Origin of the sequence: Caulobacter soli (assembly GCF_011045195.1) — a bacterium.
Classification (GTDB): domain Bacteria; phylum Pseudomonadota; class Alphaproteobacteria; order Caulobacterales; family Caulobacteraceae; genus Caulobacter; species Caulobacter soli.
This window is the reverse complement of record NZ_CP049199.1, coordinates 3,102,496-3,124,501: the sequence shown is the minus strand read 5'-3', so window position 1 is coordinate 3,124,501 and position 22,006 is coordinate 3,102,496. Positions and strand designations below refer to the sequence as shown.

The 22,006-nt window shown below is 67.8% G+C and carries 22 protein-coding genes; 15 read left to right on the top strand and 7 right to left on the bottom strand.

What is annotated here, in order from left to right:
* Positions 1–25: 25 nt before the first annotated feature.
* The 3 genes from clpA to G3M62_RS14460 all read right to left on the bottom strand — a co-directional run bounded on the left by clpA (position 26) and on the right by G3M62_RS14460 (position 4,102).
* Positions 26–2,350: an ATP-dependent Clp protease ATP-binding subunit ClpA gene (clpA, locus tag G3M62_RS14470; RefSeq protein WP_165188134.1), complete on the bottom strand. Its 2,325-nt coding sequence runs from the start codon at positions 2,348–2,350 to the stop codon at positions 26–28.
* A gap of 11 nt (positions 2,351–2,361) precedes the next feature.
* A complete protein-coding gene (clpS, locus tag G3M62_RS14465) occupies positions 2,362–2,691 on the bottom strand; it encodes an ATP-dependent Clp protease adapter ClpS (protein WP_007672483.1) in 330 nt (109 codons plus the stop codon).
* A gap of 385 nt (positions 2,692–3,076) precedes the next feature.
* Positions 3,077–4,102, bottom strand: a complete 1,026-nt coding sequence (locus tag G3M62_RS14460; protein WP_165188132.1) for an NADP-dependent oxidoreductase — start codon at positions 4,100–4,102, stop codon at positions 3,077–3,079.
* A 114-nt stretch (positions 4,103–4,216) separates the two neighbouring features.
* Here G3M62_RS14460 and G3M62_RS14455 point away from each other — a divergent pair, with 114 nt between their 5' ends.
* Both G3M62_RS14455 and G3M62_RS14450 read left to right on the top strand, forming a co-directional pair.
* A complete protein-coding gene (locus G3M62_RS14455) occupies positions 4,217–5,137 on the top strand; it encodes a Gfo/Idh/MocA family protein (RefSeq protein WP_165188130.1) in 921 nt (306 codons plus the stop codon).
* A gap of 14 nt (positions 5,138–5,151) precedes the next feature.
* Positions 5,152–5,949, top strand: a complete 798-nt coding sequence (locus G3M62_RS14450; RefSeq protein ID WP_165188128.1) for a hypothetical protein — start codon at positions 5,152–5,154, stop codon at positions 5,947–5,949.
* A gap of 17 nt (positions 5,950–5,966) precedes the next feature.
* Here the strand turns inward: G3M62_RS14450 and G3M62_RS14445 are convergent, their stop codons facing one another.
* The 3 genes from G3M62_RS14445 to xth form a co-directional block, all read right to left on the bottom strand.
* Positions 5,967–7,559 carry a GH39 family glycosyl hydrolase gene (locus G3M62_RS14445; protein ID WP_165188126.1) on the bottom strand — a complete coding sequence of 531 codons (1,593 nt, stop codon included), beginning with the start codon at positions 7,557–7,559 and terminating at the stop codon, positions 5,967–5,969.
* 121 nt (positions 7,560–7,680) lie between these two features.
* A complete protein-coding gene (locus tag G3M62_RS14440; RefSeq protein WP_165188124.1) occupies positions 7,681–8,532 on the bottom strand; it encodes an SRPBCC family protein in 852 nt (283 codons plus the stop codon).
* A 57-nt stretch (positions 8,533–8,589) separates the two neighbouring features.
* Entirely contained in the window at positions 8,590–9,378 is a 789-nt protein-coding gene (gene xth / locus G3M62_RS14435; protein ID WP_165188122.1) for an exodeoxyribonuclease III, read from the bottom strand.
* A 35-nt stretch (positions 9,379–9,413) separates the two neighbouring features.
* Here xth and G3M62_RS14430 point away from each other — a divergent pair, with 35 nt between their 5' ends.
* On the top strand, positions 9,414–9,752 hold the full coding sequence (locus G3M62_RS14430; protein ID WP_246263279.1) for a hypothetical protein: 339 nt from the start codon (positions 9,414–9,416) through the stop codon (positions 9,750–9,752).
* A 9-nt stretch (positions 9,753–9,761) separates the two neighbouring features.
* Here the strand turns inward: G3M62_RS14430 and erpA are convergent, their stop codons facing one another.
* Positions 9,762–10,094 carry an iron-sulfur cluster insertion protein ErpA gene (gene erpA, locus G3M62_RS14425; RefSeq protein ID WP_165188118.1) on the bottom strand — a complete coding sequence of 111 codons (333 nt, stop codon included), beginning with the start codon at positions 10,092–10,094 and terminating at the stop codon, positions 9,762–9,764.
* A 77-nt stretch (positions 10,095–10,171) separates the two neighbouring features.
* Between erpA and G3M62_RS14420 the strand changes: the two genes are divergently transcribed.
* The 12 genes from G3M62_RS14420 to dipM all read left to right on the top strand — a co-directional run bounded on the left by G3M62_RS14420 (position 10,172) and on the right by dipM (position 21,885).
* Entirely contained in the window at positions 10,172–11,356 is a 1,185-nt protein-coding gene (locus tag G3M62_RS14420) for a deoxyguanosinetriphosphate triphosphohydrolase (RefSeq protein ID WP_165188115.1), read from the top strand.
* Between the two features lie 171 nt (positions 11,357–11,527).
* Positions 11,528–12,358: a cell division protein FtsN gene (gene ftsN, locus G3M62_RS14415; protein ID WP_165188113.1), complete on the top strand. Its 831-nt coding sequence runs from the start codon at positions 11,528–11,530 to the stop codon at positions 12,356–12,358.
* 13 nt (positions 12,359–12,371) lie between these two features.
* Positions 12,372–13,397, top strand: coding sequence for a beta-N-acetylhexosaminidase (gene nagZ, locus G3M62_RS14410; RefSeq protein ID WP_165188111.1), 1,026 nt, complete (start codon positions 12,372–12,374; stop codon positions 13,395–13,397).
* Positions 13,394–14,218 (top strand): segregation and condensation protein A, encoded by an 825-nt coding sequence (locus G3M62_RS14405; protein WP_165188108.1) that lies wholly within the window; start codon positions 13,394–13,396, stop codon positions 14,216–14,218. Before nagZ ends, G3M62_RS14405 begins: the two co-directional genes overlap by 4 nt.
* Before the next feature lie 130 nt (positions 14,219–14,348).
* Complete coding sequence (gene scpB / locus G3M62_RS14400; protein WP_425483787.1) at positions 14,349–15,008, top strand: SMC-Scp complex subunit ScpB; 660 nt, start codon at positions 14,349–14,351, stop codon at positions 15,006–15,008.
* Positions 15,009–15,150: 142 nt separating this feature from the next.
* Positions 15,151–15,375, top strand: coding sequence for a twin-arginine translocase TatA/TatE family subunit (locus G3M62_RS14395; protein ID WP_165188106.1), 225 nt, complete (start codon positions 15,151–15,153; stop codon positions 15,373–15,375).
* A 96-nt stretch (positions 15,376–15,471) separates the two neighbouring features.
* Positions 15,472–16,044 carry a Sec-independent protein translocase protein TatB gene (gene tatB, locus G3M62_RS14390; protein ID WP_165188103.1) on the top strand — a complete coding sequence of 191 codons (573 nt, stop codon included), beginning with the start codon at positions 15,472–15,474 and terminating at the stop codon, positions 16,042–16,044.
* Complete coding sequence (gene tatC, locus G3M62_RS14385; protein ID WP_165188101.1) at positions 16,041–16,943, top strand: twin-arginine translocase subunit TatC; 903 nt, start codon at positions 16,041–16,043, stop codon at positions 16,941–16,943. Before tatB ends, tatC begins: the two co-directional genes overlap by 4 nt.
* Before the next feature lie 85 nt (positions 16,944–17,028).
* On the top strand, positions 17,029–18,417 hold the full coding sequence (serS, locus tag G3M62_RS14380; RefSeq protein WP_165188100.1) for a serine--tRNA ligase: 1,389 nt from the start codon (positions 17,029–17,031) through the stop codon (positions 18,415–18,417).
* Entirely contained in the window at positions 18,414–19,208 is a 795-nt protein-coding gene (gene surE / locus G3M62_RS14375; protein ID WP_165188099.1) for a 5'/3'-nucleotidase SurE, read from the top strand. The genes serS and surE overlap by 4 nt, the downstream gene beginning before the upstream one ends.
* On the top strand, positions 19,208–19,864 hold the full coding sequence (locus tag G3M62_RS14370) for a protein-L-isoaspartate(D-aspartate) O-methyltransferase (protein WP_165188098.1): 657 nt from the start codon (positions 19,208–19,210) through the stop codon (positions 19,862–19,864). Before surE ends, G3M62_RS14370 begins: the two co-directional genes overlap by 1 nt.
* Before the next feature lie 113 nt (positions 19,865–19,977).
* A complete protein-coding gene (dipM, locus tag G3M62_RS14365; RefSeq protein WP_165188097.1) occupies positions 19,978–21,885 on the top strand; it encodes a cell division endopeptidase DipM in 1,908 nt (635 codons plus the stop codon).
* Positions 21,886–22,006: the final 121 nt, after the last annotated feature.

The following is a 22,006-nucleotide window of genomic DNA, read 5'->3' as shown; positions in this document are numbered from 1 at the left end:
CTCTCGCTGTCTCGTTCCGTCCGGCCTATTCGGCCAGAGCCGGTTCGGCTTCGTCCTCGGACTTGGGAGCCTTGCCGGGCTTTTCCGGATTGCTCTCGATCTCGAAGTCGATCTTGCTGTCCTTGAGCACGACCCGAACATGCCCGCCGCGGACGAGGCGTCCGAACAGGATGTCGTCGGCCAGCGGCTTCTTGATGTGCTCCTGGATGACCCGCGCCAGGGGGCGCGCGCCGTAGAGCTCGTCGAAGCCGTTCTTGGCCAGCCAGTCGGCCGCGTCGTCGCTGAGCGAGATCGTCACGTTCCGGTCGGCCAGCTGGACTTCCATCTGCAAGACGAACTTCTGAACGACCTGGCGGATGATTTCCGGCGTCAGCGGCTTGAAGGCCACCACCGCGTCGAGGCGGTTGCGGAATTCCGGCGTGAACAGGCGCTTGAGGGCGGCCTCTTCCTCACCGACCACCTTGTCGCGGCCGAAGCCGATCGACTGGCGCTGGGCGTCCGAAGCGCCGGCGTTGGTGGTCATGATCAGGATCACGTTCCTGAAGTCGACCTTCTTGCCGTTGCTGTCGGTCAGCACACCATGGTCCATGACTTGGAGCAGGATGTTGTAGACGTCGGCGTGCGCCTTCTCGATCTCGTCCAGCAGCACCACGGCGTGCGGGTGCTGGTCGACGGCGTCGGTCAGCTGACCGCCCTGATCGTAGCCGACATAGCCGGGGGGAGCCCCGATCAGGCGGCTGACGGTGTGGCGCTCCATGTATTCCGACATGTCGAACCGGATCATCTCGATCCCGAGCGTCTGGGCGAGCTGCTTGGCCGCTTCGGTCTTGCCGACGCCGGTCGGGCCGCTGAACAGATAGCTGCCGATCGGCTTGTCCGGGTCGCGCAGACCGGCCCGGGCCAGCTTCATGGCCGAGGACAGCTGCATCAGCGCCTCGTCCTGACCGAACACGGCGCGCTTCAGGTCCGCTTCCAGTTCGCGCAGGGACTCGGTGTCGGACTTCGAAACCGACTTGGGCGGGATGCGGGCGATCTTGGCCACGACGGCCTCGATCTCCTTGACGCCCAGGACCTTCTTGCGGCGGCCTTCCGGCAGCAGCATCTGGCCCGCGCCCGCTTCGTCGATCACGTCGATCGCCTTGTCGGGCAGCTTGCGGTCGGTGATGTACTTGGCCGACAGCTCAACGGCCACCTTGAGGGCGTCGTTGGTGTACTTCAGCTTGTGGAAGTCCTCGTAGTAGCTCTTCAGCCCCTTGAGGATCTTGATGGTGTCTTCCACCGTCGGCTCGTTGACGTCGATCTTCTGGAAGCGACGGACCAGGGCCCGATCCTTCTCGAAGTGCTGACGGAACTCCTTGTAGGTGGTCGAGCCCATGCAACGCAGCGAGCCCGAGGCGAGGGCCGGCTTCAGCAGGTTGGAGGCGTCCATGGCCCCGCCCGAGGTGGCGCCAGCGCCGATCACCGTGTGGATCTCGTCGATGAACAGCACCGCGTTGGGGTGGTTCTCCAGTTCCTTGACCACCTGCTTGACGCGTTCCTCGAAGTCGCCGCGATAGCGGGTGCCGGCCAGCAGCGCGCCCATGTCGAGCGAGTAGATGGTGGCTTCCGCCAGGACTTCGGGGACCTGGTGGGTGATGATCTTGCGGGCCAGGCCCTCGGCGATGGCGGTCTTGCCGACGCCGGGTTCACCCACGAGCAGCGGGTTGTTCTTGGTCCGACGGCACAGGATCTGGATCGCGCGTTCGACTTCGTTCGCGCGACCGATCAGCGGGTCGACCTTGCCCTGGCGGGCCTTCTCGTTGAGGTCGACGCAATAGGCTTCGAGGGCCTCGCCGCCGGTCTTGGCGTTGGGCTTCTCGACGTCTTCCTCGACCGCCGCGCCCTTGGCTTGCTTGGGCTCGGAGGCGCCGGCCTTCTTGGCGATGCCGTGGGCGATGAAGTTCACCGCGTCGTAGCGGGTCATGTCCTGCTCTTGCAGGAAGTAGGCGGCGTGGCTCTCGCGCTCGGAGAAGATGGCGACCAGCACGTTGGCGCCGGTCACTTCTTCTCGACCCGAGGACTGGACGTGAATCACGGCGCGTTGGATCACGCGCTGGAAGCCGGCGGTCGGCTTGGCGTCGTCCTCGTCGTCGACGACCAGCGAGGCCAGTTCGACGTCGAGATAGTTCACGAGGCTCTTCTTCAGAGCGTTGAGGTCGACATCGCAGGCCCGCATGACGCCGGCCGCGTCGTCGTCATCGGTGAGCGACAGCAGCAGGTGTTCAAGCGTGGCGTATTCGTGCTTGCGCTGATTGGCGTAAGCGACGGCGCGATGCAGGGATTCTTCAAGTGGTCGCGAAAAAGAGGGCAAGGGGAGGCTCCTCAGTCCTTTTCCATGGTGCACTGCAGTGGGTGCTGATGCCTGCGCGCCGAGTCGATCACTTGCGCGACCTTGGTCTCGGCAACTTCGTAGGTGAAAACGCCGCAAACGCCGACGCCATGCTGATGAACGTGCAGCATGATCCGGGTCGCATCTTCGCGCGACTTGTTGAAAAAACGTTCAAGTACGTAAACGACGAACTCCATCGGAGTATAGTCGTCATTCAAGATCAGTACGCGATACAGCGAAGGCTTTTGCGTCTTCGGCTTCACTTCCGTGATGACCGAAGAGCCCGCGCCGTTGTTTTGTCCGCCTTGCTTTCGCTCGGCCATTGACCGCTCTCTCCCGGCGGGCCGAACCACCCGCCTTACATGGATTAGATATGGAAACGCGGCAGCATTGGAAGAGGCTGCCGCGCGGCTGCGCCGCTTTAACACAGGGGCGCCGCGCAAAGTGGCTTCTCGCTTGGGATAGCGGCGACGCCGGCAGTTGGTTGCCAGCGGCGAGGAGCGCAGATGGGGGGCGTTTTGACGCGGCGCAAGAGGCGGGAAGGGCGACTCAGTGGCGGTTGGGCGGCGATCACTTGCCCCCTACGGACCGCTTCGCGGTCGTCTTCCCCCAAAGGGGGAAGAGCGTTCCGCCCTCTATGGGGGCGGACAGACGGCGAAGCCGTCAGGTGGGGGCAAGTGGGTGTGATCCCACGCCCCCTTTTGACACCTACGCCAGCTTCACCAGCATCTTGCCCAGGTTCTCACCCTTGAAGAGCTTGATGAAGGCGTCCGGCGCGCGGTCGACGCCGTTCTCGACCGTCTCGTTCCACTTGATCTGGCCCGCGCCGATCCAGCCGACCATGTCCTTGAGGAACTGCGGCGCGAGGTCATAGTGGTTGGAGACGATGAAGCCCTCCAGCTTCAGGCTCTTGCCCACCGCCTGGATGATGTTGGCCGGGCCGGTCGGCTTTCCGGTCTCGTTGTACTGCGAGATCATCCCGCACAGGGCGAAACGGCCAAACGGGCGGGCCGAGTTGAGGGCCGCTTCCAGGTGCACGCCGCCGACGTTCTCGAAATAGACGTCGATCCCCTTGGGCGCGGCCTTTTCCAGCTCGGCGACCACGTCGGGCGTGGCCTTGTAGTCGATCACGTGATCGACGCCGATGCTCTTGAGGAAGGCGATCTTGTCCGGGCCGCCGGCCGAGCCGATCACCGTGTGGCCCTTCAGTTTGGCGATCTGGCAGACCACCTGGCCCACCGCGCCAGCCGCGGCCGAGACGAAGACGACGTCGCCGTCCTTCAGCGCCGCCACGCGCAGCAGACCGACATAGGCGGTCAGGCCCGGCATGCCGGCCACGCCCAGGAAGGTCTGGGGCGGCAGGCCGTGGGTGTCGATCTTGGTCACCGCGCCCATGCCGCCGGCCGCCAGGGCCTTGGGCGAGACGTTGAACACCTCGCGCCAGCCGAACATCGTGCTGACGATGTCGCCGGGCTTGTAGTCCGGATCGTTCGACGCGGTGACCTCGCCGATCGCGCCGCCCTGCAGGGCCTTGCCCAGCTCGAACGGCGGCACATAGCTCTTCCGCTCGGTCATCCGGCCGCGCATGTAGGGATCGACCGACATCCACAGGTTCCTGACCTGGATTTCGCCGTCGCCCGGCGCGCCGACCTCGACGCTGGCCAGTTCGAAGTTGTCGTGCACGGGAACGCCCACCGGGCGGCTCTTCAGTCGGATTTCGCGCGACGTGACCATGGTCGTTCCTCCCAGACCTCGCGATCGAGGTGCGTTGTTTAAACGAACGTTTAGACCGGTCTCGGCCGCGCCTCCAGTCCTTCCCGCGCGAAAGCGAACACGATAGACAGCGGCATGACCCAAGATGTTCTCAAGGCGGGCGTCATCGGCGCCGGCGTGTTCGGCGGCTACCACGCCAAGAAGTATGTCGAGCTGGACGGCGTGACCCTGGTCGCAGTGTTCGACATCGACCTGGCGCGAGCCCAGATCCTGGCCGAACCGCTTGGGGCGCAAGCCTTCGACGACATGGCCGCCTTCCTGGCCGCCGTCGACGTGGTCACCGTCGCCACCCCCGCCGTGCACCACGCCAAGGCCGGCCTGGCGGCGCTCAAGGCGGGCAAGCCGGTCTATTCGGAAAAGCCCCTGGCGGTGACGCCGCAGGACGCCGACGCCCTGGTCGCCGCCGCCGCCAAGGCCGGCGCGCCGCTGGCCTGCGGTCACCAGGAGCGGGTCGTGTTCCAGGCCATGGGCCTGCTGGACATTCCCGAGCAGCCGCTGCGCCTGGAAGCCGTGCGCCGGGGCACGCCCTCGGACCGCAATCTCGACGTCTCGGTGGTGCTGGACCTGATGATCCACGACATCGACCTGGCCTTGGCGCTGTGCGACGGCGAGCCCGTGACGGTGGAAGGCGAGGGGGCGATCACCCGCTCCACGTCCCTGGACTGGGTCAAGGCCGAGGCCACCTTCGACAACGGCTTCACCGCCGTGTTCGACAGCTCGCGCGTGGCCGAGGCCCGCGAGCGGACCATGAAGGTCGTCTACCCCTCCGGCGAGGTCGAGATCGACTTCCTGGCCCGCACCTTCCGCAACACCACGCCGTTCCCGCTGATCGAGAACTTCAACGACACGCCGGCCGGTAAGGACCCCCTGGGTCAGAGCGTGGCGGGCTTCCTGAAGGCCGTGCGTGGCGAAGCGCCGCGTCCGGTGGTGACCGGCGAAGAGGCGGCGCGGGCGCTGGATCTGGGTCTGGCGGTGGAGCAGGCGGCTGGCGGCTGACGGTGGCGTCGAGCTTGAGCTCCAATCTGCTAGACCAGGCCACGCGGACGGTCGAGACGTCCGCCTCGCCCGTAGCTTTCGAGAGGACCGGCGGCGGCGCCTGGCGGGAGTGGGATCGATTTCTCACCGTCGACGGGAAGAAAGCCTATCACCTTGGCAATATCTGCGGGACCTGCGCCTTCCTGTTCGAACGCCTGGAAGGCGCCAACGCGACCGTGGATGTCGCAGACCTGTCGAACAAGCTGGCGGCTGGCGTTTCGTCGCTGCCTAACGACCTAGTCGACGCCTTGAGCCTGCTCGTGCCGGTCGGGGACTATCGTGTCGCGCTTCTGCGCTTAAGACCGAGGTTGGTGTCGCTCGGCGGCGGCGATGACTACTTCGCCGTCGAGCAGGTCGAGAATCAAGGTGGCGTCGACAGCTTCTGGGGACTGCCTCACCATCCCAAAGTTCCCTACTATCGGCCAGACCAGCGATCGATAGTCGAGGTCGGGGACGAGGGCGGCAAAGCCTTCGATTTCATCGTGCCCATGTTTCCCGAGGCTTGGCTGAAGGCCGAACGTGTCGAGTTCTACGCCAAAGCTCTTGAGGCGGGAGCAGAGTCGACAGCCGTCTCGATCAGCGTCCTGGACATCAAGGAACCCGCAGAGGAGGGCGCGGCGCACTGGTGCATGGCGCACTATCTGCTGGACGGCCATCACAAGATCGCTGCAGCCGCCCGCACAGGCCGGCCGATCACGCTCATCGCCTTCGTGGCCGTTGACCACGGGATTTCGCGCATTGACGATGTCGAGGCGGTGATCTCGACGTACTGACGTCGATACGGTGGCGCCTACCTCGGCGCCACCTTCACCAGCACCACGTCGTTGGCCCGCATCGGCACCGCCACGCTCGCCGCGCGCGACTTGCCGATCGTCAGGCTCCGCGTCTCAGGCTTGTCCACGGTCAGGGCCTGCAGGTCGCGCACCTGCTGGTCGCTTAGCGTCTTGGGCGAGCCCAGTTCCAGATAGGCGGTGTAGGCGTCGTTGGCCCTGAAGCCGGTGCGGAAGACCTGGACGTCATAGCGGCCGGGCTTGAGACCCTTCAGGTCCAGGCTCACCGGCTCGACGTCCGAGGTGGGCCGCACCTTGGTGTAGTAGGGCCGGTTGCTGACCGCCTGGACCGGCTGGCGGAAGTCCCAGACCAGGGCCTGGACGCCGCCCTTGTCGGTGGTGACCCAGGTCTGGGCGTCGGCGACCTTCACGGCCTTGTCGCCCAGCTGGTTCAGGTACTTGTAGGCGAACCAGGCCGGCTTGCGGATCCCTTGCGGGTTCATCAGGCCGAACCCGCCCTCGAACGGCGCGGTCGGCGGGCCGGGTTCTTCGAACAGATCGCTGTAGGTCCAGTAGCTCATGCCCTGCAGCTGACCCTCGCTGGCCTTGAGCTTGGACAGAATGTAGGGCGCGCTGACATAGGCGTCGTGCACCGGGTCGCGCGGCGTGTAGCTGGTGCTCCATTCGGTGAAATAGAGCGGCAGGCCCGGCTTGAACGAGGCCTGGATTTCCTGGCGCACCCGGCGCACGTCGCCCGTGATGGCGTCGGGCGAGGGCGACAGCTTGGTGTCGCTCTTGCCGTTCTCGTCCAGGAAGCCGCCGTCGACGCCGTAGGTGTGGGTGGTGACGAAGTCGACCGGCGCGCCCGAGGCCTGGACATGGCTGAGGAACTCCGGCGTCCAGGCCGCGCCGGCGGTCGAGGGGCCGCCGACCTTCAGCGCCGGATCGATCGCCTTGATGGTGCGCGCGGTCAGGTCATAGAGCTCGAAATAGGCCTTCTGGTCGGCCTTTTCCCAGAAGCCGTCGAGATTGGGCTCGTTCCAGACCTCGAAATACCAGGACCGCACCTCGGCCTGGCCGTAGCGCGTCTGGATGTGGTGGACGAAGGCGTCGACCAGGCCCGCCCACTGTTTCGGATCGGGATGGGAGGTGTTGCCCTTCCACCAGAAGATCTGGTTGTCCGAGGTCTTCATCGCCTGGGGCGTGAAGCCCAGCTCGACGAAGGGCTTGATCCCCATCTTCAGCAGGCGGTCGTAGAGCTGGTCGATCTTGGTCCAGTCATAGGCCGGCTGGCCGTCGACGACGCGATAGGTCCCCAGCACGTCGTGGAAGATGGCGTGGAAGCGCACATAGCGGAAACCCAGCTCGTCGTGGGCGGTCTTCAGCTGGGCCAGGCTGTCCTCGCGCAGCAGGGTGCCGGGATAGTCCGAGCCGACCGACAGGTCGTAGAAGCGGTCGCGCGGCGTCGTGGGCGCCTGGGCGTCGATGGCGATGTGACGGACCGGAGCCTTGTCCCGCGCGATCGCCGGAGCGGCCAGCAGAAGGCCCAGGGCCGAGGACAGGAGCGCCGCGCGCAGGCCGGTGGCGGCCGTTCTGGCGTCGAGGGTCTGCATGGCGGACGGTCCTTCCCGGCGTGATGTCGCGCTCGTATCGCTTGGCGCTGCTTCTTTGGGAGCGGTACCATTATTCCAAAGGCGACGTACAGAGGGCTTTGGCCAACGACGCTGGCCGGGATCAGTCGTCCAGGTCGAAGGGCAGTTCGTTCTGGTCGCCCTTGGGCGGGCGCGAGGCCTTGGAGATCGGCTTGAAGGTCTTTTCCGGGATCGGCGGCGGATCGTCGTCCAGGTCGTCGTCCCAAGGGGCCTCCGCTGGATCGGCGGTGGTGTCGATCTCGTCGAACAGCGGGGCGGTGGCGGTCGGTCGGGCCTGGGGCGCGGCGCTGACGGCTTCGAGGGCCGGCGTGTAGGGCTTGGGCGCGGCGGGGGCGGCTTCCGGCTCGACGACGGGCGTGCGGGTCTGGATGGCCGGTTCGGACGCCGGGGCGGGCTTGGACTTCGGCGCCAGCGGGCGGCGCACGATGGCGTCGGCGCGCAGCAGCCAGCGATTGGCTTCCTGGATGGCGTCAGCCGGCGAGCGGGTCTCGCGGCGCTGCTGGTCGCCCTCCAGCCACAGGTCCAGCTCGAAGTCGGGATGGCGAGGGTCGTCGAAGATCAGCTTCAGGGTCACCTGGGCGGCCTGTTGGACGATCTGGTCGATGGCCCGGCGCTGCTCGCCCCGGAACACCCGGCCGATCACCTGGCCGTCGACCGACAGCTCGGCCCCCATCAGCTCGTCGATGCGGTAGATCAGGCACCAGGCGCCGCTGTCCCAGGCCACGGCGGCCTGGTTGGTCGTGAAGTTGAAGCCCGCGCCCCGGCCGCGCCCCTTGGCGACGATCACGGTTTCCGGCGCGCCCTTCAGGACGTGGCGCAGCGACCGGCGGATCCGGCGCTCCTCGTCCATGAACCATATCGCGGCGCTGCCCACGAAGGTCACCGCGGACGCCGACAGGGTCACGAGCAGCAAAAGACGCCAGAGTTCGCTCATGGGATCAGGCTAGCGGGAGTCAGTGATTTCGAACAGACGGGGTTTTGTCACGAAATGTCAGAGGTTGAGTTCGGCCACGACGGGCACGTGGTCGGACGGCTTTTCCTTGTCGCGCTCGTCGCGATGGATCACCACGCCGGCCAGCTTGTCGGCCGCCTGGGGCGACAGCAGAAGGTGGTCGATGCGGATGCCCAGGTTCCGGGGCCAGGCGCCGGCCTGGTAGTCCCAGAAGGTGTAGCCGCCCGGGGCGCCGTCGACCTGCATGTAGGCGTCGGTGAGGCCCAGGTTCTTGAGCGCCCGGAACGCGCCCCGGCTTTCCAGGCGGAACAGGGCGTCATTCACCCACGCCTCGGGATTGGCCACGTCCTCGACCTCGGGAATGACGTTGTAGTCGCCGGCGATCGCCAGCGGTTCTTCCAAGGCCAGCAGGCCCTGGGCGTGGGCGTGCAGGCGACGCATCCAGGCCAGCTTGTAGTCGAACTTCTCGGTGTCGACCGGATTGCCGTTGGGCAGATAGATGCCGACCATCCGGAACGGCGTGGGGGCGGCGATCACCGCCTCGATGTAGCGCGCCTGCTCGTCGACCTCGTCATCGTGCAGGAAGGGCAGGCCCTTGCGCACATCCTCCATCGGGAACTTCGAGAGCATGGCCACGCCGTTGTAGGTCTTCTGGCCATGGACGGCGACGTTGTAGCCCAGGCGCTCGAAGGCCTCGGTCGGGAACTTCTCGTCGACGCATTTGATCTCCTGGAGCACGGCCACGTCGGGCGCCGCCGATTCGAACCACTCCAGGACTCTTTCCAAGCGGGCGTTGACGGAGTTGACGTTCCAGGTGGCGATGCGCATTGACGGCTCCAGTCGGCGGCGGGAGGCTAGGGCTCATGGGCGGCGCGCTCAAGTCGGGGTTCCAGATTTCACGTCGCAACCGGCTTTTGCTGCTGGTGCTGGCGACGATGACCTGTGGCGTCATGGCCGTGGCGGGCGCGATCGCGGCGATCTTCACGCCCCTGGTCTTCGACGCGCCCGGATCGCTGTTCAATCCGATCGCCTGGCTGGGCTTCGTGCTGTGCGCCGGGTTCTGGGTGGTTTGCCTGCTGGCGCCGCTGGTGGCCTGGATCCAATGGCGGCGTGGCCGCGAGCCGATCGCCTGGGCGTCGATGGCCGCGCCCCTGGCCTGGGCCGCGGCGACTCTGGCCGTCCTGCAATTCGTCCCGGCCTAAGCCAGGACGCTAGATCGAGAAGCTGACGCCGCAGCCGCAGCTGGACTTGGCGTTGGGGTTGCGCACCCGGAACTCGGCGCCGGCCAGTTCGTCGACGAAATCGATCTCCGAGCCCTTCAGCAGGGCCAGGGAGATCACGTCGACCAGGGCCGCGGCCCCGTCGCGCTCGACCCGCAGGTCGTCGGCCTCGGCGGCCTCGACCAGGTCGAACCGGTACTGGAAGCCCGAGCAGCCGCCGCCGTCCACGGCGACGCGCAGCATCACCGGGTGGCCTTCGGCCGCCGAGATGCTGTGGAGCCGGCGGGCGGCGTTGGAAGAAAGCGTTACGGCTGTGTCGGTCATGGCTGTGGAAAATCCATACTTCGCCTATATGAGGGCGTGCGCGTCCCAGGGAAAGGGGCGATCAGCAAAGGCCTTCCATGTCGTCGTCTCCCTTCTTCGTTCAGCGCGCCCCCTACGCCGAGGACCCGGCCAAGTCGCGAGGCCGCCGCTTCCAGGAAGACGAGAGCCGTACGCGCACCCCATTCGCCCGTGATCGCGACCGTATCATCCACACCTCGGCCTTTCGCCGGCTGAAGGAAAAGACCCAGGTGTTCGTCGCCCACGAAGGCGACAACTTCCGCACCCGCCTGACCCATTCGCTGGAAGTGGCGCAAGTGGCGCGATCGCTGGCGACCGCGCTGGGGCTGGACAGCGACCTGGCCGAGACCATCGCCCTGGGCCACGACATCGGCCACCCGCCGTTCGGCCACGCCGGCGAGGACGAGCTGCAGTCGTGCATGAAGGCTTTCGGCGGCTTCGACCACAACGTCCAGACCTTCCGTGTCGTCACCGAGCTGGAGCGCCGCTATCCGGACTTCAACGGCCTGAACCTGACCTGGGAGACCCTGGAAGGGATCATCAAGCACAACGGCCCGGTGACCGAGAAGCTGGGCAAGCCGTCCTGGAAGGCGATCTCCAAGTACGACAGCGAATACAAGCTGGGCCTGAACACCTGGGCGTCGGCGGAAGCGCAGGTCGCGGCCCTGGCCGACGACATCGCCTACAACAACCACGACATCGACGACGGGGTCGAGGCGGGGCTGATCACCCTGGACGAGCTGCTGGACGTGCCGCTGATCGGCCCGATCCTGGCCGCCGTGCGCAGCGAACGCCCGGACATCGACGCGCGCCTGACCCGGCTTGAGGCCGTGCGGCGGATGATCGGCGCCATGGTCGACGACGTGATGGGCGAGACCCTGCAACGCGCCGCCGCCACCGGCGTGCAGTCGGCCGAGGACGTGCGCAATCTGGATCACGCCCTGGTCGCCTTCTCGCCGGACATGGCCGAGGACCTGGCCCGTCTGCGCCAGTTCCTGCACACCCGCATGTACCGCCACTGGAAGGTCAATCGCACGCGCAGCCAGGCCCGCCGTATTCTGGCCGAGATGTTCAATCTCTTCTTGGCCGAGCCCGACGTCCTGCCGTCGGAATGGTTCGCCCGGTCGCAGAACCGCGACGAAGCCGGCCGCGCCCGCGTGGTCTGCGACTACATCGCGGGCATGACCGACCGTTTCGCCATCGAAGAACACCGGAAGTTGTTCCAGCTGGACGTGTGGAACTAGACCGCGCGATAGCTGAGTTGGACGCCGACAAAAGCGTCTGACGCGCTAAAGCAATAAAGGCGCTCTCTGACGACGGTTCTGGGTAGGCTCGGGCTCCGATAAACTATGTCGGCGCGCGTCCGATTCGCTGTCGGCGATCCGCGCGCATGGAAGTCTGGAGCCTCGACGCGAATGTCCGATCCCCACCGCGGCGCCTATACGCCGCCCACCGATGCGCCGCTCTCGTTCGACGCGCGTCAGCCTGTTCGCGGCTCGCGGCCCCTGCCCATGACCCTGATCATCAGCGCGGTGGTCCTGGCCACCCTGGTGGTCGCCGTTCTGCTGATCTATCGCGGCGGCGTGCGCGGCCCCAACGAGCCGCCGCGCACGGTGGGCGAGCCCGTCGCCCAGATGAAGACCCCGCCGCCGGCCGACGCCGCCCAGCCGACCGATCCGGCCGCCGGCCTGCAGATTTACAAGAACGAGACCCCCGAGGCCTCGCCGACCTTCGCCGCCCAGCCCGAAGCGCCGATGGCGCGTCCGACGCCGCCGCCGCCCAGCGCGCCAGTCCAGACCGCGACCCTGCAGCCGGCCAAGCCCGCTCCGGCCGGCCCCAGCGCGCCGGTCTCGGCCGCGCCCGCCGCCAAACCCGCGGGCAAGCCGCCGACGATTGAAGGCCTGGCCACCGCCGCCGTCTCGCCGCGGACCGCGCCGCCCGCCGCCAAGCCGACCGTGGTCGCGGCCAAGCCCGCCGTTGCCCCGGCGCCGGCCGCTGCCAGCGGTGGCCCGGCCATGGTGCAGATCGGGGCCCTATCGTCGACCGCCCTGGCCGACAAGGCCTGGTCCGACGCCGCCCGCATCGCGCCGGGCATGGCGGCCGGCAAGGGCAAGAAGGTCGAGGCGATCGACAAGAACGGCACGACGCTCTACCGCACCGCCGTCACCGGCTTCGCCAGCCGCGCCGACGCCAAGGCCTTCTGCGACGCCCTGACCGCCGCCGGCAAATCCTGCTTCGTGAAATAAGGGAGCAGGGCGCATGGCCAGCATTTCCGCCGCCATCCTCGGCTGCGCCGGGACCACCCTGACGGCGGAAGAGGTCGCGTTCTTCCGGGACGTGAAGCCGTGGGGCTTCATCCTGTTCAAGCGCAACATCGCCGACCCGAACCAGGTTCGAGCCCTGACGGCGGCGTTGCGCGAGACGGTGGGGCGTCCCGACGCTCCCATCCTGATCGACCAGGAGGGCGGCCGCGTCGCCCGCCTTGGAGCCCCTCACTGGAAGAAGTATCCGCCGGGCGCGGCCTACGGCGCATTGGTGGCCAACGATCCGCTGGTGGCCCGCGAGATCACGCGCCTGGGCGCGCGGCTGATCGCTCATGACCTGTTGGACCTGGGCATCAATGTCGACTGCGTGCCGGTGCTGGACGTGCCGGACCCCAAGGGGCACGAGATCATCGGTGACCGCGCCTATGGCGACACGCCCGAACAGGTGGCGACCCTGGGCCGTGCGGCGGCCGAGGGCCTGCTGGCCGGCGGCGTCCTGCCGATCATCAAGCACATCCCCGGTCACGGCCGCGCCCTGAGCGACAGCCACCTGGAGCTGCCGGTGGTGAAGGCCAAGCTGGCCGAGCTGGACGCCCGCGATTTCGCGCCGTTCCGCGTGCTGTCGGACATGCCCATGGCGATGACCGCCCACGTCGTCTACACGGCCATCGATCGCTCTCGCCCGGCCACGACCTCGAAGAAGGCCATCAAGAAGATCATTCGCGAATCCATCGGCTTCGACGGACTTCTGATGAGCGACGACCTGTCGATGAAGGCGCTGTCGGGCGACTTCCGGCAGCGCGCCAAGGATAGCCTGGCCGCTGGCTGCGACGTGGTCCTGCACTGCAACGGCGACATGGCAGAGATGAAGGCGGTAATGTCGGGCGTCGGACGTTTGTCCTCGCAGGCTAAGCGCCGCGTGCAGGCTGTGATGTCGCGGATTGTAAAGGTTCCCGAGCCGCTGGACGTGGCCCAGGCCCGCACCCGCTTCGACGCCGCGTTCAACGGTGAGTTTGCGTGAGCACGGGCTTTCAGCCCACTCTCGACTTCGAAGCGGCGAACGAAGCGGCCGAGGACGGCGCCGCGCTCGTCATCGACATCGACGGCTACGAAGGTCCGCTGCACGTGCTGCTAGCCCTGGCGCGCAGCCAGAAGGTCGACCTGCTGCAGCTGTCGATCACCAAGCTGGCCGAGCAATACCTGGCCTTCGTCCAGCAGGCCCGCCGCGTGCGCTTCTCGCTGGCCGCCGACTATCTGGTGATGGCCGCCTGGCTGGCCTATCTCAAGTCGCGCCTGCTGCTGCCCAAGCCCGAACGCCCCAAGGCCGAGGAGCCGCCGGCCGAGGAGATGGCGGCCCAACTGGCCTTCCGCCTGGCCAAGCTGGACGTGATGCGCCAAGCCGTCGAGGCCCTGAAGGAACAGCCGATCCTCAAGCGCGACGTCTTCATGCGCGGCGATCCCGAGGCGGTGAAGATCGTCTCCTCGACCCGCTTCGAGGGCGACCTCTACGCCCTGATGACCGCCTATATCAGCCAGCGCAAACGCGAGCACGGCCGCCACTACGCGCCGCGTCCGCCCCAGGCCTATCCGCTGGAAGACGCCCGCGACCGCCTGCGCGACCTGCTACCCGAGATGAAGGACTGGACGACCCTGTCGGGCGTCGCGCCGTTGGACCGCTGGGAAGATGACCCCGACGGCCCCAGCCCCGCCAGCTACCTGGCCTCGACCCTGTCGGCCAGCCTGGAGCTGGTGAAGGAGGGAATCCTGGAAGCGCGGCAGATGGAGCATTTCTCGGATATCTATCTGCGCACGCGGGCCGAGCCGCTGGAGCCGATCGTATGAGCCGCCTTTCGAAGGCCCTCCCCCCGTGGGGGAGGCGGCCCGAATGGGCCGGAGGGGGGAGTGATCTCACCTTGGCCGTATCCCCCCACCGATCGCTTCGCGATTGCCTCCCTCACGGGGGGAGGGCCTGATGGCGCCGGACCCCTTGCTGACCGAACGCTGCATCGAGGCCCTGCTGTTCGCGGCGGCCGAGCCGCTGAGCTTCGAGGACCTGGCCAAGCGCCTGCCGGAGGGCGCCGATATCGGGGCGGCCCTGGCCGACCTGCACACGCGCTATGTCGGCCGGGGTATCGAGTTGGCGCAGGTGGCCGGCCGCTGGCGGTTCCAGACGGCCCAGGACCTGGCCTTCCTGATGACCGAGGAGCGCGAGGAGCCGCGCCGGCTGTCCAAGGCGGCCCAGGAAACCCTGGCCATCATCGCCTATCACCAGCCGGTCACGCGGGCCGAGATCGAGGCCGTGCGCGGCGTGCAGGCCAGCCGGGGCACGCTGGACGTGCTGCTGGAGCTGGGCTTGGTCAAGATGCGCGGCCGCCGTCGCTCGCCGGGCCGCCCGGTGACCTTCGGCACCACCGACGCCTTCCTCGAACACTACGGCCTGGCGACGCTCGGCGACCTGCCGGGAATCGCCGAGATGCGGGCGGCCGGCCTGCTGGCCCTGGACCTGCCGCCGGGCTTCTCCGTGCCCGACCCGATGGGCTTGCGCCCCGGCGAGGACGAGGATCCGCTGGAGGACGGCGACGAGGCCCCCGAATTCGCTCAAGATTTCCTGGGAGACCTGGAAGGGCGATAAGGCCTTTACACATCGTCGCAGGCGGCGGCTTATCGTCCGGCGCCGCTTTGCCCCCCGCCTCGCGACCGCCTATATTGTCATGGATATTGTAAGGACGCGCCACAGCGGCTAATGGGCCGCTGTCGCAAGGAGCATCGTCGTCATGGGTAGCATGAGCTGGATCCACTGGGTGATCGTGATCGCGGTCGTGGCCCTGCTGTTTGGCGGGCGCGGCAAGCTGTCCGGCATCATGGGCGACGCGGCCAAGGGCATCAAAGCCTTCAAGGACGGCCTGAAGGACGATCCGGCCGATGATATCGCCGCCAACAAGGCCACCGGCGCGCTGCCGCGCACCGACGCCGAGAAGGAAGACCTGCGCAAGTCGTAGGAGATTCGTCGCGCCGCTCTTTCCGCGAGGGGAGGGCGGCCGACCACCGTTTCACTTCGCGGACACGGCCTGGCCGATCCGCTCTAAGGCGCGTCCATGCTCCCTGATATCGGCGGAACGGAACTCCTGGTCATCGCCGCGGTCGCTCTGATCGTGGTCGGCCCCAAGGACCTGCCCGTGCTGCTGCGCAAGCTGGGCCAGATGGTCGCCCGCGTGCGCGGCATGGCCAACGAATTCCGCGCCAGCTTCGACGAGATGGCCCGCCAGTCGGAGCTCGACGAGCTGCGCAAGGAAGTCCAGGCCATGCGTGAGGGGCAATATACCGCCCCGATGCGCGACGCCGCCGCCCAGGCCGGCGACGCCAGCCACGTCGACCAGGTGTTCGCCGACATCGACGCCAGCCTCAACAGCGGTTCGGTCAAGGTCTCGCCGCACGACGCCTATCAGCCTGCGACCACGCTGGACGCGCCGGCCCCGTCGGCCGAGATCGTCTCCAAGCCGGCCCGCAAGGCACCGGCCAAGAAGGCGGTCGCCAAGCCCGCCGCCAAGAAGGCCGAGCTGGTTTCCAAGCCCAAGGCCGCCAAGGCTTCCAAGGCTGACCTGTCGGTCCCGACCAAGGCGCCGCGCAAGCGCGCCGCCAAGCCCAGCGCTACGGACATCACCTCGTGACCAACGCCATCGGACACGATCCGGAAGACGAGATCGAAGCCTCGCGCGCGCCGCTGATGGATCACCTGATCGAGCTGCGCATGCGGCTGATCATCTGCGTGGCCGCGCTGTTCATCGGCTTCGCCGTCTGTTTCGCCTTCGCCGACCGGATCTTCCTGTTCCTGGTCGAGCCGTTCACGGTGGCCCAGAAGCTGCTGGCGGCCCAGCACGCCGGCGGCCATCACGGCCCGTTCGACCTGCTGCTGGCCCTGCTGGGCCTGAAGGACATTCCGGCGACCGACACCAAGGCCCTGGGCCTGGTCTACACCGCCGCCCTGGAGTTCTTCTTCACCAAGCTGAAGCTGGCCGGCTTCGGGGCGGTGGTCCTGACCTTCCCGGTCCTGGCCTGGCAGCTGTACCGCTTCGTCGCCCCGGGCCTCTACAAGAACGAGCGCCACGCCTTCCTGCCGTTCCTGATCGCCTCGCCGGTGATGTTCATCCTGGGCGCGGCCCTGGTCTATTACGTGATGCTGCCGTTCGTGCTGTGGTTCTCGCTGAGCCAGCAGATCAGCACCGCCGGCATCTCGATCCAACTGCTGCCCAAGGTCAGCGACTACCTGACCCTGGTGACGACCCTGCTGCTGGCGTTTGGCCTGTGCTTCCAGCTGCCGGTGGTGGTTTCGCTGCTGGGCATGGCCGGGATCGTCTCCAGCAAGATGCTGCGCGAGGGGCGCCGCTACGCCATCGTCGGCGTGTTCATCGCCGCCGCCATCCTGACCCCGCCCGACCCGATCAGCCAGATGACCTTGGCGATCCCGATGTGCCTGCTCTACGAGATCTCGATCTGGTGCGTGTGGCTGATCGAGCGCCGCAAGGCCAAGGACGAGCGTGAACAGTCCAAGGACGTGGTCGCGGTTTAGGCTGCGGCCCGACACCGCGCTTGGCGCCCCCGCCGACGCGCCTTAGAGAGGTCCGTTCTTAACGACTTCTCTCTCGAGCGTTCCGATGCACGACATCAAGGCCATCCGCGACAATCCCGAAGCCTTCGAAGCCGCCTGGTCGGCCAAGGGCCGTTCGGGCGCGGCCGCCGAGGCGGTCAAGCTGGACGCCCAGCTGCGCGCGGCCCTGACCGCCCTGCAGGAGGCCCAGGCCAAGCGTAACGAGAGCTCCAAGCTGATCGGCCAGGCGAAAGCCAAGAAGGACGAGGCCGAGGCCGCGCGCCTGATGGCCGAGGTCGAGACGCTGAAGGGCGTCATGACCTCCGCCGGCGAGGAAGAGGCCCTGGTCGCGGCCAAGCTCAAGGACCTGCTGTCGGCCCTGCCCAACATCCCCGCGCCCGAAGTGCCCAAGGGCGAGGACGAGGCCGGAAACGTCGAGGTCCGCCGCTGGGGCGACGCGTCCAAGCTGCCGGCCGGCCGGCTGAACAATCCCAAGGACCACGTCGACCTGGGCGCGGCCTTGGGCGGCATGGACTTCGAAGCCGCCGCCCGCATGAGCGGCGCGCGTTTCGTCGTGCTGAAGAGCCAGATCGCCCGGCTGGAACGGGCTCTGGGCCAGTTCATGCTGGACCTGCAGACGGTTCAGCATGGCTATACCGAGATCAGTCCGCCGCTGCTGGTCAAGGACGAGGCGCTGTACGGCACGGGCCAGTTGCCGAAGTTCAAGGAAGATTTGTTCTGCGTTGGCAACGGCGACATTGAAGCTCGTCTCGATGAGCGTGCAGCTCACACGATCGCCGAACCGGGGGACCCGGATGTCATTCGCCACCTATTTGGTGGTGACCGCCGCTGGCTGATCCCCACCGCCGAAGTGTCCATTACCAACATCGTGCGCGAGCAGATCACCGACGAGGCCGAGCTGCCGCTGCGGATGACCGCCCTGACTCCCAGCTTCCGTTCGGAAGCCGGCGCCAGCGGTCGCGACACGCGCGGCATGATCCGCCAGCACCAGTTCTACAAGGTCGAGCTGGTGTCGATCACCACGCCCGAGCAGTCCGAGGTCGAGCACGAGCGAATGGTCCAGTGCGCCGAGGCGGTGCTGAAGGCCCTGGAGCTGCCGTTCCGCACCATGCTGCTGTGCACCGGCGACATGGGTTTCGGCGCCAAGAAGACCTACGATCTGGAAGTCTGGCTGCCGTCGCAGAACACCTACCGCGAGATCAGCTCGTGCTCGAACTGCGGCGACTTCCAGGCCCGCCGCATGGACGCGCGCTTCAAGAAGGCGGGCGAGAAGGGCACGTCCTACGTCCACACCCTGAATGGCTCGGGCCTGGCCGTCGGCCGCGCCCTGGTGGCCGTGCTGGAGAACTATCAGGACGAGACCGGCCGCATCACCATCCCGACCGCGCTCGTGCCCTACATGGGCGGCGTGACCCACATCGGGGGCGAGGCGTGAGGATTCTCCTCACCAACGACGACGGCATCCACGCCCCCGGTCTCGAGAGCCTGGAGCGCATCGCCCGCGCCCTGTCTGACGACATCTGGATCGTGGCGCCGGAATACGAGCAGTCGGGCGCCGGCCGGGCCCTGACCCTGTCGGACCCGATCCGCGTGCGCCGCATCGACCCGCGCCGCTTCGCCGTCGAAGGCACGCCGACCGACTGCGTGGCCATGGCCATCCAGCAGCTGATCGAGGGGCCGCTGCCGGATCTCGTGCTGTCGGGCGTCAACCGGGGCCAGAACCTGGCCGAGGACGTCACCCTGTCGGGCACCGTGGCCGGCGCCATCGAGGGCATGGCCCTGGGCGTGCCGTCGATCGCCCTGTCGCAGTCCATGGACTATTTCCACGACGAGGTCGTCGCCCACTGGGAGACCGCCGAGCACTTCGGCCCGGGCGTCGTCCGCCGCCTGCTGGAGATCGGCTGGCCCAAGGACGTGATCATGAACGTCAATTTTCCGCCGCTTGCCCCCGAAAGCGTCACCGAGGTGGAAGTCACCCGCCAGGGCTTCCGCGACTCGCACATGCGGAGCATGGAAAAGCGGACCGACCTGCGCGGTCGCGACTACTACTGGACCGGCTTCGTCAATAAGGCGTCGTCGCCGGCGGAGGGCACGGATCTGAAAGCCGTCTACGAAGGTCGCATCTCGGTCACGCCGCTGCACATCGACCTGACCCACAACCAGACGGTCGCGGCCATGAAAAAGGCGCTGGGCGGGACGCCTCCGAAGCTGGAGGCCGCTTCGTGATGGCCCAGGCCAAGAGCGATACGCCCGAGGCCCGCCTGAAGGCGCTGATGGCCGCCCTGCGCGCCCAGGGCGTCACCGACCCGGCCGTGCTCACCGCCATCGAGAAGACCCCGCGCGACCTGTTCACGCCCGACCTGTTCAAGGAACGGTCGTGGGAGGACTCGGCCCTGCCGATCGCCTGCGGACAGACGATCAGCCAGCCGTTCATCGTCGGCCTGATGACCCAGGCCCTGACCCTGGAGCCGCGCTGCCGGGTGCTGGAGATCGGCACCGGCTCGGGCTACCAGACCGCCGTCCTCAGCCGGGTGTCGCGCCTCGTCTATACGATCGAGCGCTACCGAACCCTGATGAAGGAGGCCGAGGCGCGCTTCGCCGTGCTGGGCCTGACCAATGTCATCACGAAATTTGGGGATGGATGGGAAGGCTGGCCCAAACAGGCCCCATTCGACCGTATTCTGGTCACGGCGGCGGCGCAGGATGAGCCTGAAACTCTGCTTTCGCAGCTGAAACCCCAAGGCGTGCTGGTCGCGCCGGTGGGCAAGGGGCCTGTGCAGAGCCTTCGCCGCTATGCCGGTGACGGGAAGGGGGGCTTCACCGTTGAAGTCCTGTGCGACGTGCGCTTCGTCCCGATCCTGGACGGCGTCGCCCGCGAATAGCGCTTCGCGCTGTCGTGGGCGTCGCCTCCGGGTTCCGGAAGCAGCGCAAGATGTTTAATGGTTGGTTTACCCTTGCGGCGGCGACTGGAGCTTCGCGAGGCAAAGGAGAGGCTATGAGGCAGTTGTGGACGCGCGCGGCGGTGATCGCCCTGACGGCTGGAACCCTCGCGGCCTGCGAAAGCACGGGCGGCGCGCAATATCCGATCCGAGGGCAAACCCCCGCGCCGACCGTTCCTGCGCCGGTCGCCAACCAGCAGCCCGAAGGCCCGTCGACCCCGCCCGAACCCGCGCCCAGCTTCTCCGCGCCCGCCGGCAATGTCGGCGTTTCCAGCCAGTCCCTGGCCCCCGCGGCCGCCGCGCCGTACCAGGCCGAGCCGCAACCCGCGTGGCGTCCGCCCGCGTCGACCCCGGCCCCCGCGCCGCGCCCGGCGCCGGCCCAGCGCGCCGTCGTGGTCACCCAGGTGGGCGGTCCCGTCGTGACGATCGCCGGCCCGCCCAAGACCTACAAGGTCAAGGCCGGCGACAATATCGACGCCATCGCGCGCAGCCTGGGCACCACCCGCGCCGACCTGGCCAAGGACAACGATCTCAAGTCGCCCTATCGGATTCACCCCGGCCAAGTGCTGCAGGGGCCCGAGACGAAGAACGCCAAGGCCTATGTCGTCCAGACCGGCGACACGATGTTCGCCATCGCCAAGCGCTTCTCGGTTTCGGCCGCCGCCCTCGCCGACGAGAACGACCTGAGCACCGGTGCGGCGATCAAGAAGGGCCAGAAGCTGCGCCTGCCAGACGGCTACAAGGACAAGGGCCCGACCAAGACCACGGTGATGCAGGCGGTGGATCAGGCCGACGCCGAGCCGACGCCCAGCCGTTTCCCGACGCCGCGCCAGAGCGCGCCGGTCTCCTCGCCCAACCTGCCGCCGATCGGCTCGACGCCCAGCCGCGCGCCGGTCGAGGAAGACGAGGCCCCCGCCGGCCGCCCGGTCACCACCACCACGGTCAGCGTCACCGGCCCGGTGGTCGAGGTCGCCGGTCCGCGCCGCACCTACACCGTCAAGTCGGGCGACGCGATCGACGCCATCGCCCGGGGCCTGGACACCACCCGCGCCGACCTGGTCGAGGACAACAAGCTCAAGCCGCCTTACACCATCCACCCCGGGCTGAAGCTGAAGGGGCCGGAGACCACGGCCAAGGCCTATGTGGCCAACAGCGGCGACACCCTGGCCAACATCGCCAAGCGCTTCAACGTCAAGCCGGCGGCCCTGGCCGAAGAGAACAACATCAAGGTCGGCTCGACGATCAAGAAGGGCCAGAAGCTGCGCCTGCCGTCCGGCTACAAGGACAAGGGCCCGCTGAAGACCACGGTGACGACGACCCCAGCCGCGCCGCGTCCCACCACGCCGCGCCGGACCGCGCCGGAGCCGAGCTACACGCCGCCGGCCGCCACCACGCCCTACCAGCCGCCGGTCTCGCAGCCGCGTCCCTACACGCCGCCGCCGGCCACCAGCTATCCGCGCGCGCCCAGCGGTCCCGTCTCGGCCCAGCCGGTGACCCCGCCGCCATCGGCCGGCCAGATCATCGGCTCCAGCCCGCCGCCGACCGAGGCCGAGATCACCGCCGCCGGCCGTGGCCGCTTCGTGTGGCCGCTGCAGGGCGAGACGATCTCGGACTTCGGCCCCAAGGGCACCGGCCAGCGCAATGACGGCGTCAACATCCGCGCCGCCGCCGGCACGCCGGTCCGCGCCGCCGCGGCGGGCGAGGTGGTCTATGCCGGCAACCAGGTGCCGGGCTTCGGCAATCTGGTGCTGGTCAAGCACGCCGACGGCTGGGTGACGGCCTACGCCCACCTGTCGACCACCGAAGTGAAGATGCGCCAGCAGGTGGCTCAGGGCGCGACCCTGGGCGCGGTCGGCCAGACCGGCGGCGTCACCGAGCCGCAACTGCACTTCGAAGTCCGCTACGCCCCGACCCCGAAGGACAAGGCGCGCCCGGTCGATCCGGGCCTGGTGCTGCCGAAGTAGATCAGGATGTTTCCCTCCCCCTTGCGGGGAGGGTGGCCTCCGAAAGAGGTCGGGTGGGGGATCGGCGCAGGGCGGCTGGAGTCAGCATGCCCCACCCGTCGGCTTCGCCGTCACCCTCCCC